Genomic DNA, 16,851 nt, shown 5'->3' on the forward strand with positions numbered 1-16,851 from the left:
GAACTGCTGCTGATCACCCGCGAAAGCGAAGCGGTTGCCGCCTGGGGTCCGGACGCGGCGATCACCCAGGACTGCAAGGCCATTTTCAAGCGGTCCAAGGCGGTGATTGTCGCCGTCGGCGTACCGGTACTGGAAGACCCAGCGGAGCAGCTGTCCGCAATCATTGGCGGCGTTTGGGCCGACGGCATGAGTCTGCAAGGTGATGTGCCGAGCCTGACCCTGCCCAAGCTGTCGCTCAAGACCGACGAATACCGTGCCGGCGGCATGGACGCGGCGGTCGAACTCGACATGGGGATGGAAAAGCTGGAGGCCAGCTTCATCACCAACGGCGTGCGTCGCGAGGTGCTGAAGTTCTTCGGTCAGGCTGATCTGACTGCGTTCAACGCGTCGTTCCGGGGCGCCTTCAAGGGCCAGAAAGGTTCGGTCAAGGCGGTGGTCGCTACCCTGCGGGGCAGCCTCAAGGAAGTCGATCCGGGGGACTGGAAACCGGGCGACAAAGCCGAGTTCAAGTACGCCATCGCCGTGACCTATTACAAGCTGGAGATCGACGGCGCCGTGATGTTTGAAATCGATCCTCTCAACTCGATCCGCGTCATCGACGGCGTCGACCAACTGGCCGCCGTGCGGTCGGCCCTGGGCATGTAAGGAGCCACACCATGAGTAACGCAAAAGACGCCATCCTGCCGAAATGGCTGCAACTGGGCGATGGCATTGCCACTGTCATGTTATCCAAAGCGAGCGAGGCCAACGGCATCAAGGTCGACAAGCTCACCCTGCGTGAACCGACGGTGCGCGAGATGCGCGCCGCCACCTTGCAGGGCGGGAGCAATGAAGAAGAACAGGAGATGGTCTTGTTCTGCAGCCTGGCGAGCATCGGCCGGGGCGATCTGGAGGGGCTGCTGATGCGGGATTACCGTCGTCTGCAGACCGCCTATTTTCGTCTGGGAGCAGACGACGGGGTTTAACCCCAAGCTGCAAAAAGCCCTGGCCAAACGCTTGGCCGTCGAGCTGAACTTTTCGGCGGCCGAGATCCAGGGCCTGTCGTTTTCCGAGATGGTCTGGTGGCTCACGGACTGAGCCCATCCCCCTTTGCACACAGGTACCTGCATGGCGAACAAACTCTCGCTCGGGCTGGTGATTGGCGGCGCCGTCGATTCTTCACTCGGCGCCGCCTTCAAGAACGTCAGCGGCGAAATGAAAAAGCTCGAGGCGCAAACCACCCGCGCCAAAGGCTTGCAGAAAGTCATCGGCGAGACCATGCGTCTGCGCGAGGAATGGAAAAAAGCCCACGACAGCGGCGCGGCCAATGCCGGCGCGCTGCTCAAAAAGCTGGAGGCTAACAACAGCAGCCTGCGCAAACAGGGCATTGAAGTCGGGCGCCTGACAAAAGAATACATGGCGCTGGGCAAGGTGGTGCGCAGTGCCGAGTTCAAGGCCAAAGGCATGGGCCAAGTGCAGGATGGGCAGGAAAGCCTGCGCAGTGGATTCGGTACGGCGGTGGCCGGCACTACCCTGGCCGCCGTGCCGACCAAGGTCAGCGCGGATTTTCAGGCGATCATTCGCGACATCGCGATCAAGTCCGGTACCGCCAATACCCAGCAGGAAGTGGACACCGCCCGGGATATCGTCCAGACCTCCAAGGACACCGGCATGGCCAATACCCAGGTGGCCGAACTGGTGAACCAACTGGTTGGTGGCGGCATGGAGCTGACCGAAGCGCTGACATATGCCCCGGTGGCTGCCAAGTTTGCGGTCGGGCAGGGGGCTTCGGGCGCGGATACGGCGAAGATGATTCTGGCGATGCAGAACAACGCCAAGATCACCGACCCCAAGAAAATGGAACAGGCCTTGGCTTCGGTCGCTCTGCTGGGCCAGCAAGGCAGCTTCGAGGCGGCCGACATGGCCAAGTGGTTTCCGGAGCTGTTGGCGCAGATGGCCAGCACCGGCATCACCGGCCAGGAGGCGGTCACGCAACTGGGGGCGATGCTGCAGGTGCAGATCAAGAGCGCCGGCAGTGCGGATGAAGCGGCGAACAACCTGAAAAACTGGGTCTCGAAAATCGGCTCGGAGGAAACGGTCAAAGGGTATGCCGATGCCGGGATTGACTATCAGGGGTCGATGAATGCCGCCATTGCCAAGGGCTTGTCGACCTTCGAGGCCAGCTTCGAACTGGCGCGCCGGTATGTGGAAAAGACCGATCCGAAAAAGGCCAAGCAGCTGGATCAGGGGCTGACCCAGATCAGCCAGGAGACGGACCCGGCCAAGGCGCAAGCGATGGCCGATGCCTTGGCCGCCACGTTGCGTACCGGCGATCTGTTTGCCGACATGCAGGTCAAGACGGCCCTGATGGCGTACACCCAGAACAAAAAATTCTACGCGGAGCTGAAAAAAGGCGCCTCGGACCCCAACGGCCCGCGCAAGGACATTCTCGACAAGAACTTGAACGAACGTCGCGAGAGCTCGTCGCAACGTTGGGCCGAAACCGGGCAGGCGTTCAACGATTCGCTGCGGGCCATCGGTGATGCCCTGCGTCCTGCGACGGATGCGCTGGCCACCGGAATCGGCGGTGCGGCGCGGGGCTTGACCGCGTTGTCCGAGGAAACGCCCAAGGTGGTGCTGGGCCTGGCGGCACTCACTGCTGGAGCATTGGTGCTGGGCAAGGCCTGGGCCGCGCTGAAGATCGGGCGGGGGTTGGTGAACATCGCGCGCGGTTCAGCCGGCGACCGGTCCAACATCGTGCAGCGGGTATTCGTGACCAACGCGAATGACGGCGATGACGACGGGCTGGATCACGGCAAAGAAGGGAAGGGCGGAAAGGGCAAAGGCCCTGCAAGCGGGATGTCCCGTGGCGGGAAAGTGGGCGGCTCACTGGCGGTGGCCGATGCCGGCTTCCAGGTGGTGGACACTTACCTCAACGCCACCACCCGCGATGAAAAGGCCGAAGGTTACGGCGAGGCTGCGGGCGGGCTCGTGGGGGGCGTGCTCGGTGGCGCGGCAGTCGGTGCGGCTTTAGGCTCGATCGTCCCCGTGATCGGTACCGCCATTGGCGGGATTATCGGCGGCATGGTCGGGGCGTGGGGCGGGGGCAAGTTAGGCGCGACCATGGGCAAGGCGTTGTTTGGCGGGCCGGACACGCCTGCCAAAGCGCCGATCGGCATCTTGCCCATGGCCGCCGGTCAGGGCGTTGGCGCGGTCGTACGCTCGATGGAAAACGCTCCCGCCGCGCCCGTGACGGCGGCGGCATTGATGGCGACCACGGCGGCAAAAACACCCGAATGGCCGAAGGTCGAGCAGCAATTCACTTTCGCCCCGGCACCGGTGATTCAGGTGCAGGGCGATGTGAAAGATCCGGCGCGGTTGGCGCAGGAGCTGATGCCGTACCTGAGCCGTCATTTAGAGGATTTTGCCCGGGAGGTGCGCGCCCGCCAGTTGTTTGATGCGCCCCACGTGGGCTAAGGAAGTGTTATGACGGATGAAAAGACCTACCTGCAACACTTGCAGGGTGGGCTGAAGTACATGGTCGACGCCGGTGAAGCTGGCCGCACTGACCTGGAGTCGATGACCGGGCCCATGAATGGCGCGCTCAATGAAATCAGCGGGGCGGCCGATGCGCTGGAAGGTTTGCCCTTTATCAGCGACGAGTTGAGCGACAAGACCCGACGTCTGCAGAGTGCGATCAACTCGGCGCAGGCCAAGATCGGCAAGGTGGCCAGTTTCTATAACCAAACGCAGCGGGCCCTGGCGCAGTTTGAGGAGCACTTTTCCGCGTTAACTGAGCAGATTGGCCGCTTTGGCGCGGCGTTCAACAAGGTCGCCGGCAAGGCCAATGCCGCGCTGGACAACATCTTCCCCACCGAATGGTTTGCCGGCGACATGACGCCAATATCCGACGCGGTGAAGCCGTTTCCGCACCTGCTGATCCTCTACCCGCTCAAGGCGAATGAGCGGCCGTATTACTTCAACCTGGACACCGCGGCCTTCGATGAGCTGCGGCGGCAGACCACGTTTCGCTGGGCCGCGCAGGAACGCCTGACCCGGCGCCCGGCGCAACAGGCGGTGGGGCTGGGGGAGGAGAAAATCACCATCAAGGGTGCGATCTACCCGAGCTACAAAGGCGGCCTGAAGCAACTGGATAGGCTGCGCAGCATCGGCGCCAAGTTGCTGCCACTGAACCTGACCACCGGGTACGGCGAGGTGCTGGGCAACTGGTGCCTGACCACTATCGACGAGGAGCAAAGCGCCTTGCTGCCTGGCGCCATTCCGCGCAAGCAAGGCTTTTCATTGGAGTTTGTCCGTTATGGCGATGACTTGCAGAACAGCTGATGGGGATCTGCTCGACACCCTGTGCCACCACTATTACGGCCACTTGAACCGCAGCGTCGAGGCGGTGTTGGCGGCCAATCAGGGTCTGGCCGATGAACCGCAACCGTTCCGGGCCGGCGTGCTGATCACGCTGCCAGACTTGGTGGTGGAGACGGACAGCGTCATTTCGTTGTGGGAGTGATCCCGTTACCGAGCCCGCCGCGTGCGGGCTTTTTCTTGTCTGGAGTACCGACATGCAACCGTTGTTTCGTATCGTCGCCGACGGTGCCGACATCACCACCTTGATCAATGATCGGCTGGTGTCGCTGCAGCTCTCCGATCGGCCCGGCATGGCCTCAGATTCGTTTGAGCTGCGCATTGATGACCGCGACGGCGCGGTGTCGCTGCCCGTGCGTGGCGCGAGCATCGAGGTCTACCTGGGTTATGCCGGCGCCGACCTGACGCGCATGGGCCGCTACACCGTGGACGAAGTGGCGGTTTCTGGCCCGCCGGACACACTGGTGATCAGCGGCAAGGCCAGCGACATGCGCGGCAGCGGCAAGACCACCCGCAGCGGCAGTTGGGAGGACGTGAGCCTGGCGCAGATCGTCGGCGATGTGGCGGCGCGCAATGGCTGGCAGCCGTCGTGCCCGGTGGACACCCGCGTGCCGCGCATGGATCAGCTGAATGAATCCGACTTCAACTTTATCACCCGCCTGGCCAAGAAACACGACTGCACCGCCAAGGTGGCCGACGGCAAGTTGCTGGTCCTGCCGCGTCAGGGCGGGCAGAGCGCCAGTGGCAAGACCTTGGCTGTCATCACCCTGCAGCGCGCCGACGTGACCCGCTGGCAGTTTCGCTTGAGCGACCGCAGTACCCATCAGGGCGTCAGTACCCAGTACCAGGATCCGGCCAGCGGGGAATTGTTGGTCTCGCACCTGGACAATCCCAACGTGCCCGAGGGCCTGCCGCCGGTACACACCGATCGCCATCTCTACCCGGACCGCACGGCGGCCGATGAGGCGGCGAAGGCGCGTCTGGCCGCGTTCAACCGATCCACCGCCTCGGTACGTCTCGACCTGCCGGGCCGGACCGATCTGTTCGCCGAAAGCACGATCAAGGCGCAAGGCTTCAAGCGCGGGCTCGATGGCGAATACCTGGTGGAGTCGGTGGATCACACCTTCACCCCGTCCGGGTGGACGGTGTCGGTGGAGTGCAATGGTGGCAAGGAGGGCAAGGCCAAAGCCTCGGGCAAGCCGCAGAAAGTCGTGCTTGAAGTGCCAGGTTGATCGCCCGGGCGCAAGAGTCGTCCCGAGTCAGAAGTTTCAAAAATCAAAGTAAAAGGAGCGGCCAGTCTGGATGCGTCAACATCCCGCCTGGCCACCGTCCCCGCAGATTGTCCCTGCAAGTCCCGCCAAGGCTCCTGCTCTGTGCACAAAGCGGAGCGAGCCTGGCACCTGTTTATTTATACAGTAAAGGTCTTGCTATCCATGTCTACCCCAATCATTCCTTGGATGGGCGGCAAACGCCGTCTGGCCGATCGCCTGATTCCCCTGTTTCCACCGCACGAATGCTACGTCGAAGTTTTTGCCGGCGGCGCTGCGCTGTACTTCATGCGCCCCCAGGCGGCGCCGGTGGAAGTGCTCAACGACATCAACGGTGACCTGGTGACGTTGTACCGCGTGGTGCAGAACCACCTCGAAGAGTTTGTGCGCCAGTTCAAGTGGGCACTCAGTTCGCGCCAGGTGTTCGAGTGGCAGAAAATGACCCGCCCGGAAACCCTCACCGACATTCAGCGCGCGGCTCGATTTTTCTACCTGCAGCACCATGCCTTCGCCGGTAAGGTCACCGGGCAGACCTTCGGTACCGCCACCACTGGCCCGGCGATCAACCTGCTGCGCATCGAAGAAAACCTCTCGGCCGCCTGGCAACGTCTGTCGGGCACCTACGTGGAAAATTTGCCCTGGCTCGACTGCGCCGAACGTTATGACCGGGTCCACACCTTCCACTACATGGACCCGCCGTACTGGCAAACCGCAGGCTATGGGGTGGATTTTCCGTTTGAGAATTACGAGCGTATGGCCGACTTCATGCGCCGCTGCAAGGGTAGGGTGATGGTCAGCATCAACGACCACCCGGACATCCGCCGGGTGTTCGAAGGCTTTCATTTTGAGACGCTGGATATTCGTTACACCACGACTAACCAGCGGCAAGGCAAGGCTGAGGTCAGTGGCGAACTGGTGATCATGAACTGGGAGCCAGCGGCGTTGGGAGGACTATTTTGACGTGACAGCCTAGGTCGTCTGCTGCCCGTCGTGACGGGCAGTAATCGGCCAGAAGCGGTGTATTTAAACCCAGAACGCCCTGAAATTAAGGGAGCAACGGGCTAACAACTGTAGGAGCAAGGCGACAGGTACCTTGACACGTACCGTGCTGCATAAAAGAGCTGACGAGCTATTCCCAGCGCAATATTGTTAAGCCATCATGTGACCACGTACGGGCAGGAGCCCAGCGAATATGGATCATCCAGGCATTGTTGATGCTTAATACGTGATAGTGGGGGTTACAAAAAAACAGTGCACCGAACTTATTGCAAGTAATTATAGACGCTAGGTTATATCCCTAGTATTTACCGGTTAGCCATTGCTAAGGAAGAATTCATGGCTCCAATTATAGAATATTTCTCGATAACAAAACTGCACGGATACAAAAACGTTAGGCTCGAGTTTGATGAGCTATATAAAATTCTGCTATCAGAGAATGGTGAAGGAAAAACAACCATTCTAAAAATAATCGATGCAACTCTAAATGGGAATATTAGGAAACTCCGTGATATAAGTTTTGGCGGTATTGAAATTAAATTTTCGAGTGCGGCAGCCCCTATTTCCATCATGAAGACAGAGTTGGAGTATGATTGGGAGTCAAAGGCATACAAGCACATTTCGGGAAGGGTCTCCAGTGAAGAGCTTTCAAAGATTATAGATGTAGTGATGGGGGAGAGTAAGTTTGATACGGTACGCAGGAAAGTTAGCCAGCTCTTTGAGCCGCAGACATCATTGTCAAGGTCTAAGTCAAATCATATAGATTCAAGATATCCTTTCAGTTCTATGGCAATCAGAGACCTTTTTGATGAAAAAGAGTCGCTCTTGCTAGATCTAAGGAAGATGGAGTTCTTTCAACAGATTGAAGAACATTTTAAACTTAAGACGCTCTATTTGCCAACGTATCGAAGGGTTGAAGATTTATTGTCTTCTTTGAATATTGATAAGGAGAAGCAGGGGCAAGATTATATTCAGTTTGGTTTGACAGACGTCGAAGAAAAGTTAGAGTCTATTAAAAAAGAGATTTTGACCTCGTCCAACGATTCAATGTCTCGAATAAATAGTGAGATTTTAACTCGGCTTGTCAATGGCTTAACGGTCAATGATGAGGATAGATCCATAATTACAAGTAATTCCGATTCCATCGAGTTGGTGCTAAATCGATTCGGAAGATCCTTGACGCCTTCAGATAAGTCAAAAATAATTTCATTAGTAAAAAACAAGGCTGAAGTGGCAAAGAAGAAAAACGACACGCTCGTTTACTTTCTCTCCAAGATGTATAGCGCTTTCTTCGAGCAGCGGGAGAAGGATAAAGCTTTGACTAGGTTCTCTGAAATATGCACGAAATATTTCAAGAACAAAACTATGAAGTATGATGCAACATCGATCAGTGTGGTTATTACATGTCCTGATAGCGACCAGCCAATTAAATTTGGAGACCTTTCATCAGGTGAAAAGCAGATTGTCTCACTGTTCTCAAAACTGGTTTTAGAACGAGATAATCAGTACTTTATTTTGTTTGATGAACCAGAACTATCATTGTCGGTAGAGTGGCAAAAGTTGTTAGTCAAAGATGTAATAAGTTGTGATAGTTGCTCGATGTTGCTTGCTATGACTCATAGCCCATTCATATTCTCAGGACTAACCCAATATACGTCAGATCTCCAATCTTATTTTTTTAAGGAGCTGGATTGATGAGCTCACGTGTAGATACTTTGCTGGAGAGCCTAGATGATACGGAAGTTTTCTTTTTAGAATACTCTCGAATTCGTTCGCATGGGAAGGCGATTTTCATTATCGAAGGGAAGGACGACCCTAAATTTTACACGTCAAAAATCTCAACTATACTTGGTGACCTTTGGGATGCTGTTTCCGTGGGGGGTAAATCCAAAGTTCTTGAATTGAGAATGTCAATTAGAAATCACCCCTCATACAAAACAGACAAAGTTTTTTTTCTGATGGATAGGGATTTTGATACGAGAATATTAGGCGCGGATATTTATACCACGCCATCGTATTCCATTGAAAATATATATTGTGATCCAACTACGATTAGAAATCTTATAGTTGGCGAGTGTGGCTTAAGTAATTATAAGATTCAACGGCGCTTGGATATAATAACTTTTGTCGTTCAAGAATATGAAAGGTTGCGAGCAATATTTCATCGAAGCAAGAAACTAATTATTGCAAATTCAGTTTTTCTCTACGTTAGAAAGGAGATGCATGCTAAAAAAATCAGTCTTGATAAAGTTTTGAAAATAGAAGTAAAAATAGCAGACGAAAATCTGATAGTTAAGCTCTCCCGGAAAAGCGAATATAAAGCTGTGAGGCTTGCAGAAAAAACAAAGTTTAGGGAGTTTTTGGTTCAAAGTCCTCAGCTTAAAGAAATTTTACGTAGTCCTGAAATGTTGTTTAGAGGAAAGCAAGAGATCTTATTTCTCAGAGAGTTCATTAAACTCTTGAAAGAGGATAGCTCGCTATCAAAAAATGTCTTCATCCAATTCGGCCATAAGCTAAAGCTGGAAAACCCATCAATGGCCGACCATGTGCTTTCCTCGCTGGCACAGTATGTACGTACTCCAGACTGCCTTATTGACTTCCTAGGGCGAAGCAAGGAAATTACTTTCTCTTAAGTTTGGTGCAGAGTGCTTTCATGATCGCACCTCCATTTAACTTTCGAGGCGCCAGTTTTGTCTGAAAGTCATGCGTTGATTCTGGCTCTTGGAAAGTTGTCAACGCCTGACTAATTTTTAATTATTTTGCAGAACATGAGTGGATGCTCTTAGCGGTAATTTTCAATGAGCGTTGACTTTTGATCGCATAGTTATAAGCCGGAAGTTCACTACTGTTCGAAAGAGCACTTTAGCGAATGTCTGCTAATCACCCAGTCTGTGTACAGGTAAACGAAGCGCCTTTTAGTCACCAGTAGCATCACATTACCCCTATAACGACAGCTATCCGCCCCTAGTTTCTTAGTCGCTCAGATGATTGTGTGCAACTCTTTGATAAACGTGCTATGGCGTTTGGGGGTAACGTTGGAGCGGAATGTCCACTTTTGGCCGATTCTGTTGAAAAAGTCGGTTCGCCCAAATGGCCGGAATATTGACTGGTGAAAACGCCTTTTTTACACGCTGCTACGTGAAATCTGAGCTCGGAAGCCTCTGCCCAAAGTAAAGATTTCAATCTCAGGCGCGTATTTTTCTGCCGTGGAAACCATGGCCGACTTTTTCAACAGAATCGGCCGATAGCAGTCTGTCGAATCAGCTTGAGCTTAGCTTGATTGAACACGCAGCCACATTAAACAAGCTCTCCAAAGCACCCCCAAGGAGCAGCCATCGGCAGCTCCTTGGGGATCTCTTTCGTCGTTCAGATTGTGCCAGGCATAAAAAACTACCCTCAGGCCTGCGGAACTCATCGAAATGAGCCTCGTAGGTGCTTATCGATGACAATCACTCCTCTGAAACCCCTGGGTGCTAAGCAGGACGCGGTGCTTCAACAGGCGGGGTTCCGTCGTGAAACATCGTCTTCAGTTGAGCACGCAGTTCTGGTGAGTCGGTGTGCTTGTGAACACTGACCGCATGCTGCGCGGCGGCCTCGAGCAGTTCGTTTTCAGAGTCTGCGGACAGTGCGATTGAGCAGTGGGAATCGCTCGGAAACTCGCGGCAGTCGATGTATTTACGCGCCATGAATGTTTTCCTCCCTACGACGAAGGCAGGCCGTGACCTGCGTGAACGATCGCTCGACGCGTCCCCCATACATCAAACACGACTGCATGCCACATCGAGTGTGCCGATCGTTAAAGTATAGGCCCACCGATGTCAGGGTAGTTGTGCCAGACATAGAAAACGGCCGCGCGGAAACAGGGAACAGATCACGACGGCTCGGCATTTACCTGAAATCGTGGTCTGTCCCTTTTTATGCTGGTTACGTGGCAACTACTAATGACTTCAAATGGCCGGTTTCTGCCTGTCGTGACCGGCAGAAGTCGACCCGCAGCGGACAGACTCGTCGTCCTATTTTAATGATCCGCGAAAATCATTAATGACTTGGTTGATGGAAGGTCCTTGGGTGGCTGGTGGCTCCGGGCTCTCCCCAAATTCGCGCCAGATGAACAGTGTCAGTTCTGCTCCGTCAGTCAGTGATTGAGCGTTTTCAGCTGTAGCGAAGGTCTCCAAGAGTCTGTATCTCACATCCTTCCAGAGCAGTTCTTCGACCCAGTGATACACAGGGATGAAATGGAAATGAATGGGATAGCCAGGAACATGGCCGAATCGACTGATGTAGATCCACTTCGGCTTTAGTCGCGATTCAATGGCTTTCTGAACTGCTGCGAGCAGACCACCCAACTCCGCCAGGGCACAGCCCGGAAGGTCGGCCAGCGAGTTGGCGTGAGTCCGCGAACCCAGCATCAAATAACCAGGGAGCGTGGATGACATGTGATGATTGAGTATCCAATGATCGGTTTCATGAATGATGAATTGTGGTGCAATTTCCATTTGCGTTGGCGTCCTTCGTCGATCGGTCAAACAGAATATCAAGGCATCATGGTTACGTCCGCTAGTGGCGATCGCGGTCATTCCGGCGCCATCATCACCGCGAGCGTCATCTTGATGAACTCTTCGTTCTTGTCGATCGTTTGAAGGGCGCCACGAACGTTGCCTGCTACTTCCGCTGATCCGCTTTGTTCAACCCAAAGCGTCAGCTCCATGATCGCGGCTTCGAGCGCAAGTTGATTTTCGTTGATCTTGAACAGCAGAGAAGGGAGCAGGTCTGAGTTTGGCATCGCGATTCCTCCATGGAGGCTTCAGCGTAGCACCAGTATTAGGAAGTGACGAACGGTAGACAGGACGTCTAGGGAGGGAATGAAGCTCGTACCAATTTTTGTACCACTGACCGTGTAATCAGGGTGTAAGCCGGGTACTCCAAAGTAAGGAAGTGCCCGGTTTCATTGGCCCTGAGTACTTTGCCTTACCCCTTTAGAATCGCGGTGTAATTCTGTTCCAGTGCAGAAATGCAAAGCCCCGAAGGTTCGCGGCTCCGGGGCTTCTATTCTCGCCTACATCCCTTAATGTCGTACGAACGTGGCGGCGAGACGTAAGCGTCCGGTCAACGCACCTCACTGCCCATGACACTTCTTGTATTTTTTGCCCGAGTTGCACGGGCACGAATCATTTCGGCCAAGCGCCAATGCCTTGTACTTCTCGCGCTCTGCATTGGGGGCTGCCATCAGCGCAAGACCAACCATTTGGAGTTGCTGCTGAAACCTTTCGTCAACAACGAGGCGAAGATAAAGCGCGGCTCTCTTTTCCCCCTGATCTGACGCTTCGGTAAGAAGTTGTCGAGCCCGGGTCTTATCCTCACCCACCAGTTCTCCCTGATGGAACACGACACCGAGCTGAAACTTGCAGTTCGGATCATCCCGAGAAACACCTTGTTCAAGGATTCCGATGGCTTTCGCTGGACAAAAGCAAGGAGACTCCTTTGTGCTGTATAGAAAATACAGCCCAAGGTAGGCTTGGGATTCATCCAAGCCCGCAGCAAAGGTGAGCATTTCCTCCGCCTTTATGAACTCTCCGATCTGGCGCAAGTAATCCCCATAGTGCGCGCTGGCTTGGACATGCTGCCGGCTCGCCGCTTCCTTTATGGCTGCTGTGGCAAGCCGCTCCAACTCACTACTGGGTTCAGTGGCGTAAGTCAGGCTCCCAAATCGGTAAAGAGCCTCAGTATCTGCACGTTGGAGCCACAAAGCTTCAGAACCGCCATTCAGGTGGATGTAAGTCAAGGACAGCGAGTCCAACCGGGCACTGATCTCGCAAGCACAGCGATACATTTCAATCGCCATAGACTTGAGTGCTTTAGCGTGTTCTGCACTTACCCGCGTCGAAATGACGCCGCCTCGGTTGAGGGCTCTCATCCATTCCGCTTCAAGCACCAGGCCTGCTTGCATCTTTGCATCAAAGGAGCTTTCACTTGCGATAGCATTCCCGATGACCTGTCCCGATACCAAATCCGGGACATCGGCGGGAACGATTTCTAGCCTTAAATCGTTATTGATCAGCAGTCGATGAAAATCCGCGAGCACTGCCATGAATATCTGTCGAGCCTTCCGAGCCTTCTCAACCTCCGCAGATAGTGCCGATGGTTGGTTCGGATCCGGCTGATTCGATGCCTGTGATGGCGCATGCACGGCCTGGTTGCCCCACAAGCGAAGCTTATGCAGATCACCCTTAACACCGTGTCCTATCAACTGACATTCGTGCAGGTAATTGATCCGTTCGTAGAGATCTGGGCTGCTAAAGGTAAGCTGAAGTTTATCCCCGACCAGAATCACGATCTGCTCCAGGAGCTTCCGAAAACTCGCCATGGCGTAGTCCGGATAAAGGGTCAGAACCCCCAAGGCCCGATGGTATGCATTTCGGTGTTCGGCCGAGATTAAAGCCATAACCTCTAGGTCGGTAATACGCTTGGTGCTTTCCAAGTCCAATTCCTCAGGTGGCGGCTCAGCAGCTTCGACCGCTCTCAATACTCAATTAATCCATTTGCGACACCCGACTAGGTGACTTCGCCGGGTGGTTACGGCGAGACTACCAGTGATGCATTGCTGGTTCACTACTGCGAAAGGTGGATTGTGTTCGGTCGGCAGGACGCCGTGAAGGTTTTGCGCAAAACCTCCTCTGGAGGCCGCGAGTTTCCGTTTGCATAAGCACAAAAAAGCGGGTGTTTTACCACCGCTAGAAGTGGTTGTATTAGTTTAAAAACAATAGGTTAGGACGCTACAGGTCCCCAGCTGGGGGTGTTAGTGCGCTGAGGCTTGCTGATAATCAAGGTCACCGGTAAATCATGCCCCTGATCACGCTGTGATGATCAGCCGGCAAAACATCGGGAGAGGGAGTGAAAACAGCCTGAGTTCTGGAACACTTCCATAATAGTAATGGAACACCTTGCGCGCCGAGGTTCTCAGCCCAAACCCCAGAAACGACAAAGCCCTGAAAAATCAGGGCTTTGTCGTATAAAGATGGCGGAGGCGATGGGATTCGAACTCATGGACCTGTTACAGTCGACGGTTTTCAAGACCGTCTCCTTTTGGTCGATTGCCGCCCATGGTGAGGGCAGCATTCGACCCATTGCGGCCCATCGACCCAGCGCGACATCTACGGCCGCTTTCAAGGTACAACGGCCGTTCGTCGACTCGCATAGGGAGGCAGGAGTTCAGCCTTATGCAAAGCTTTCCATAAGGCCGAACCGCTGCCCGCAGGGAGCTGGCTTGGATGACCGCACCACCCAATTACCCGCTGTGGAACCCGAGACAGCACGATCGCCGGCAGTGGGGTCGTCAACGGCCGGACGTGCTTGCGCCAAACGTAAAGTTAAGGATGGCGGTGCAGTAGAATCCGCTGACGAAAAATAGCACTCAGGGGCGGGGGGACGTGTAAAGCGACTTGCAACGATTGGCACCGCGTTGCTTGGTGTGTGAGGCCTGGGTCCACAAACCACCCAGCCCACCAAGCGCCATAAGGCTCTTGCAACATCACCCAATACCAGGACGAACAAAGGGTGTGCCGTTTTCTGCTATCCCCGTGTGAGTTGGTGAACTCCGCCAGCAAAAAATAAATTCCCAAACCAGGCCTTTTAGTTTTGGGTTATTCGTTGAACAATCGTGATGAGGGAAAGATCATAGGCACGCTCAAAGAAAACCTAGCCGCGCACGTCACCCGGCAGTTCCCTAAGGCGGTGCAGATTACTTCGGACCAGTTGTCGATACCGCCGGGACTAACAGCTCACACAATTGTTGCTGCGGATTTAGCTACGAGTGTTTTTCATCTCTTTATCGCAGTCCCGAAACTTGGCGGGAACGCCTTGAACGAGCTCGAATGGTTGATGATGATCCACCCCGAGATCATCCATATGGCAAAGAACGAGCTTCTGATCGAAATGCTTCCTCCCAAAGGCCAACGGAGAAAGACGAAAGACTTTGCGGTGGCGCCTGTCCTTACGCTCTACACAGACCGGCTGGCGATCAGCTCAGAAGAGATCGTTCGAAAATTCGATGAGGTAGGAATGAGCGTCGACATACTGTCCGAAGACGAACAGCATCAAACGGTTTTTATATCGTATGGCGGTCCCGATCAGCCCGTAGTCGATCGTATAAACCAATTCCTCGTGTCACGCGGTGTCAAGACTTGGTATTTCCCAGTCAACAAGCTCCCGGGGCAAAAGCTGCACCGGATGATGTCAGAGGGAGTGAAGACGCACGATCGTGTGCTGGTCGTCTGCTCGAAGAACTCGCTGTCGCGGAATGGTGTTCTTAACGAAATTGAGCGTGTTCTGGAGCGCGAGGCGAGAGAAGGGGGCAGTGAAATCCTCATCCCATTGGCCATTGACGATCATTTGTTCAGTGATGAATTTCGCCCGGCCAAGTTAGACCTCGATCAGCTGAAATCACGTGTCGCCGCTGTCGTTCCCGATCCGCACACGGACGCAGTTGGTTTCGAACGGGAGATGTCCCTCCTCTTAACTGCACTAAGGCGCGCCTGACTGCCGTAGGCCTGCTATCTCTAATATGTAGCCGGGGCGCGTGCGGGCAGGCGCCTGAATCCACCGCAAGACGAAGCGTAGTTCGCTTTTCCGCAATCGTATGGCCGCATGCAAGGGGGAACGGTCGTCCAAATGTCTGAGCGGTGCGAGGACGAACGACGCTTCATGGCCGTTTTCTGCCCGTCGTGAGAGGCAGAAAATGGCCGATTTCTGCCTGTGAGTGATCAAGTCTGGTGTCATGAGTACGGCGAGTATCATCTTGATGAACTCTTCATTCTTGTCGAGCGTTTGCAGGGCGCCGCGAACATTGTCTCCGACCTCGGTCGCTCCGCGCTGCTCAACCCAGAGCGTTAGCTCCATGATCGCTGCTTCTAGGGCCAGCAGGTTTTCGTTGATCTTGGACAGCAGGGAAGGGAGCAGGTCTGAGTTTGGCATCGCGATTCCTCCGTGAAGAGGTCAGCGTAGGAGTCGCAAAGCAAAGTGGAGACTTGGCCGGCAGACCGCCAGAAAGGTTGTGCGCAAAACCTCCTCTGGATGCCACGGTTTACCGTTTGCATAAGCACAAAAAAGAAGGTGTTTTGCCACTATGGAAAAGCTTAATATTCCTTTAAAAACAATAGGTTAAGTCGCTACAGTCCCCAGTATGGGGTGCTAGGGGCCGAGAACCACACAGCGAAACGCTATGGTATGCGTGATCGGCATATCTGTGGTGTAGGTCGCTTCGGAGCGAGAACATACTTTGACTCTGAAATGGGTGATTTTTCCGGTCCGCAATCTCTGAAAGGTATGCGGAAACATTGGCCTGGATGGCAGCCAAAAAGGCGTGATTGCGAACCGGAAAAACTATTGAAAGGTGCGGCCTGATTGATTTTCCCTTGGGACTTAAAATCCCCCGCTCGTAAGGGCGTGCCGGTTCGATTCCGGCTTCGGGCACCATGAATATCAAGGGCCTGCATGAGATACCTCATGCAGGCCCTTTGTTTTTTATTGCCGCAATTCCTATTTTGTAGGCGTCACCTTCTTCCCTTTGCAGTTGCGGATGTATTGCTCAGTCATCACTACGGAGGTATGACCAAGCTGGTTCATTGCCTCCCGGATGTTGTCGGTTGACTCAGAAACTGCCCCGTCCGCGGATCGAAGTGGCGCACAAAGTGAACGTGCCTGGAACCGAAAGGCTGATCGCTGACCCCGGGCCCTCTGATCACCTCGAAGCTGTTCATCCGGTGGATCGGTATGAAGTGCCGGTTATCAATTGGTACGAAATGCCGGTTATCGATTGGTACGAAATGCCGGTTGTCCATTGGCACGAAATGCCGGTTGATCATTGGTACGAAATGCCGGTTGTTCATTGGCACGAAATGCCGGTTTTCCATATGAAACGGGCCCCTGTGGAAATGGTGGAATTGCCCGCATTGCTGTGGCTGCCCACTGACCAGAACGGCCGGGTGAGGATTTTGACCGAGGCCGCCACCGCTGATTGCCTCCAGGGAGAGGCTGCTTGCCAGAAGACCCGCGACCAAGAGCAAGAGCTGCTTGAAGATACGCATAGCGCCACCTCCGACGGTCCCCCTACACTAAATTATAGTGCGCCATGGACCCCGGCCTGGCCTTGGCGCTGAAGTAGACTTCTAGCCAGACGGTGGATGACCAGAAAGTAAGAACCTAAAAATCACCTTGTAATTCATCGTGTTAC

The 16,851-nt window shown here is 54.4% G+C and carries 15 protein-coding genes, 1 tRNA gene and 1 pseudogene; 12 read left to right on the forward strand and 5 right to left on the reverse strand.

What is annotated here, in order from left to right:
- Positions 1-150 precede the first annotated feature (150 nt).
- From KGB06_RS07285 to KGB06_RS07325, 9 genes are all read left to right on the forward strand, one after another.
- Positions 151-645: a phage major tail tube protein gene (locus KGB06_RS07285; protein ID WP_263288204.1), complete on the forward strand. Its 495-nt coding sequence runs from the start codon at positions 151-153 to the stop codon at positions 643-645.
- Between the two features lie 11 nt (positions 646-656).
- Positions 657-965, forward strand: coding sequence for a phage tail assembly protein (locus KGB06_RS07290; protein ID WP_223513270.1), 309 nt, complete (start codon positions 657-659; stop codon positions 963-965).
- Positions 966-1,107: 142 nt separating this feature from the next.
- Complete coding sequence (locus KGB06_RS07295) at positions 1,108-3,456, forward strand: phage tail tape measure protein (RefSeq protein WP_223513273.1); 2,349 nt, start codon at positions 1,108-1,110, stop codon at positions 3,454-3,456.
- A 9-nt stretch (positions 3,457-3,465) separates the two neighbouring features.
- Positions 3,466-4,323, forward strand: coding sequence for a phage tail protein (locus tag KGB06_RS07300; protein ID WP_223513275.1), 858 nt, complete (start codon positions 3,466-3,468; stop codon positions 4,321-4,323).
- Positions 4,298-4,504, forward strand: coding sequence for a tail protein X (locus KGB06_RS07305; protein WP_223513278.1), 207 nt, complete (start codon positions 4,298-4,300; stop codon positions 4,502-4,504). The genes KGB06_RS07300 and KGB06_RS07305 overlap by 26 nt, the downstream gene beginning before the upstream one ends.
- Before the next feature lie 52 nt (positions 4,505-4,556).
- Positions 4,557-5,591, forward strand: coding sequence for a phage late control D family protein (locus tag KGB06_RS07310; RefSeq protein WP_223513281.1), 1,035 nt, complete (start codon positions 4,557-4,559; stop codon positions 5,589-5,591).
- A gap of 201 nt (positions 5,592-5,792) precedes the next feature.
- Complete coding sequence (locus KGB06_RS07315; RefSeq protein WP_223513284.1) at positions 5,793-6,587, forward strand: DNA adenine methylase; 795 nt, start codon at positions 5,793-5,795, stop codon at positions 6,585-6,587.
- 375 nt (positions 6,588-6,962) lie between these two features.
- Positions 6,963-8,318, forward strand: a complete 1,356-nt coding sequence (locus tag KGB06_RS07320; protein ID WP_223513287.1) for an AAA family ATPase — start codon at positions 6,963-6,965, stop codon at positions 8,316-8,318.
- On the forward strand, positions 8,318-9,256 hold the full coding sequence (locus KGB06_RS07325; RefSeq protein ID WP_223513290.1) for a DUF4435 domain-containing protein: 939 nt from the start codon (positions 8,318-8,320) through the stop codon (positions 9,254-9,256). The genes KGB06_RS07320 and KGB06_RS07325 overlap by 1 nt, the downstream gene beginning before the upstream one ends.
- 840 nt (positions 9,257-10,096) lie before the next feature.
- Here the strand turns inward: KGB06_RS07325 and KGB06_RS07330 are convergent.
- The 4 genes from KGB06_RS07330 to KGB06_RS07345 form a co-directional block, all read right to left on the reverse strand.
- On the reverse strand, positions 10,097-10,309 hold the full coding sequence (locus KGB06_RS07330; protein WP_008001113.1) for a DUF1059 domain-containing protein: 213 nt from the start codon (positions 10,307-10,309) through the stop codon (positions 10,097-10,099).
- 327 nt (positions 10,310-10,636) lie between these two features.
- A complete protein-coding gene (locus KGB06_RS07335) occupies positions 10,637-11,119 on the reverse strand; it encodes an HIT family protein (protein WP_223513878.1) in 483 nt (160 codons plus the stop codon).
- A 77-nt stretch (positions 11,120-11,196) separates the two neighbouring features.
- Positions 11,197-11,406, reverse strand: coding sequence for a hypothetical protein (locus KGB06_RS07340; protein WP_223513293.1), 210 nt, complete (start codon positions 11,404-11,406; stop codon positions 11,197-11,199).
- Between the two features lie 333 nt (positions 11,407-11,739).
- Positions 11,740-13,101, reverse strand: coding sequence for an SEC-C domain-containing protein (locus tag KGB06_RS07345; RefSeq protein ID WP_223513296.1), 1,362 nt, complete (start codon positions 13,099-13,101; stop codon positions 11,740-11,742).
- Between the two features lie 1,169 nt (positions 13,102-14,270).
- Between KGB06_RS07345 and KGB06_RS07350 the strand changes: the two genes are divergently transcribed.
- Positions 14,271-15,158: a toll/interleukin-1 receptor domain-containing protein gene (locus KGB06_RS07350; RefSeq protein ID WP_223513298.1), complete on the forward strand. Its 888-nt coding sequence runs from the start codon at positions 14,271-14,273 to the stop codon at positions 15,156-15,158.
- 228 nt (positions 15,159-15,386) lie between these two features.
- Here the strand turns inward: KGB06_RS07350 and KGB06_RS07355 are convergent.
- Positions 15,387-15,593, reverse strand: a pseudogene (locus KGB06_RS07355) (hypothetical protein); the annotation flags it as partial.
- Positions 15,594-16,016: 423 nt separating this feature from the next.
- Here KGB06_RS07355 and KGB06_RS07360 point away from each other — a divergent pair.
- Positions 16,017-16,094, forward strand: a tRNA-OTHER gene (locus KGB06_RS07360).
- 170 nt (positions 16,095-16,264) lie between these two features.
- Positions 16,265-16,777 (forward strand): hypothetical protein, encoded by a 513-nt coding sequence (locus tag KGB06_RS07370; RefSeq protein WP_223513300.1) that lies wholly within the window; start codon positions 16,265-16,267, stop codon positions 16,775-16,777.
- Positions 16,778-16,851 lie beyond the last annotated feature (74 nt).

Origin of the sequence: Pseudomonas sp. GL-B-19, assembly GCF_019956415.1 — a bacterium.
Taxonomy (GTDB): Bacteria; Pseudomonadota; Gammaproteobacteria; order Pseudomonadales; family Pseudomonadaceae; genus Aquipseudomonas.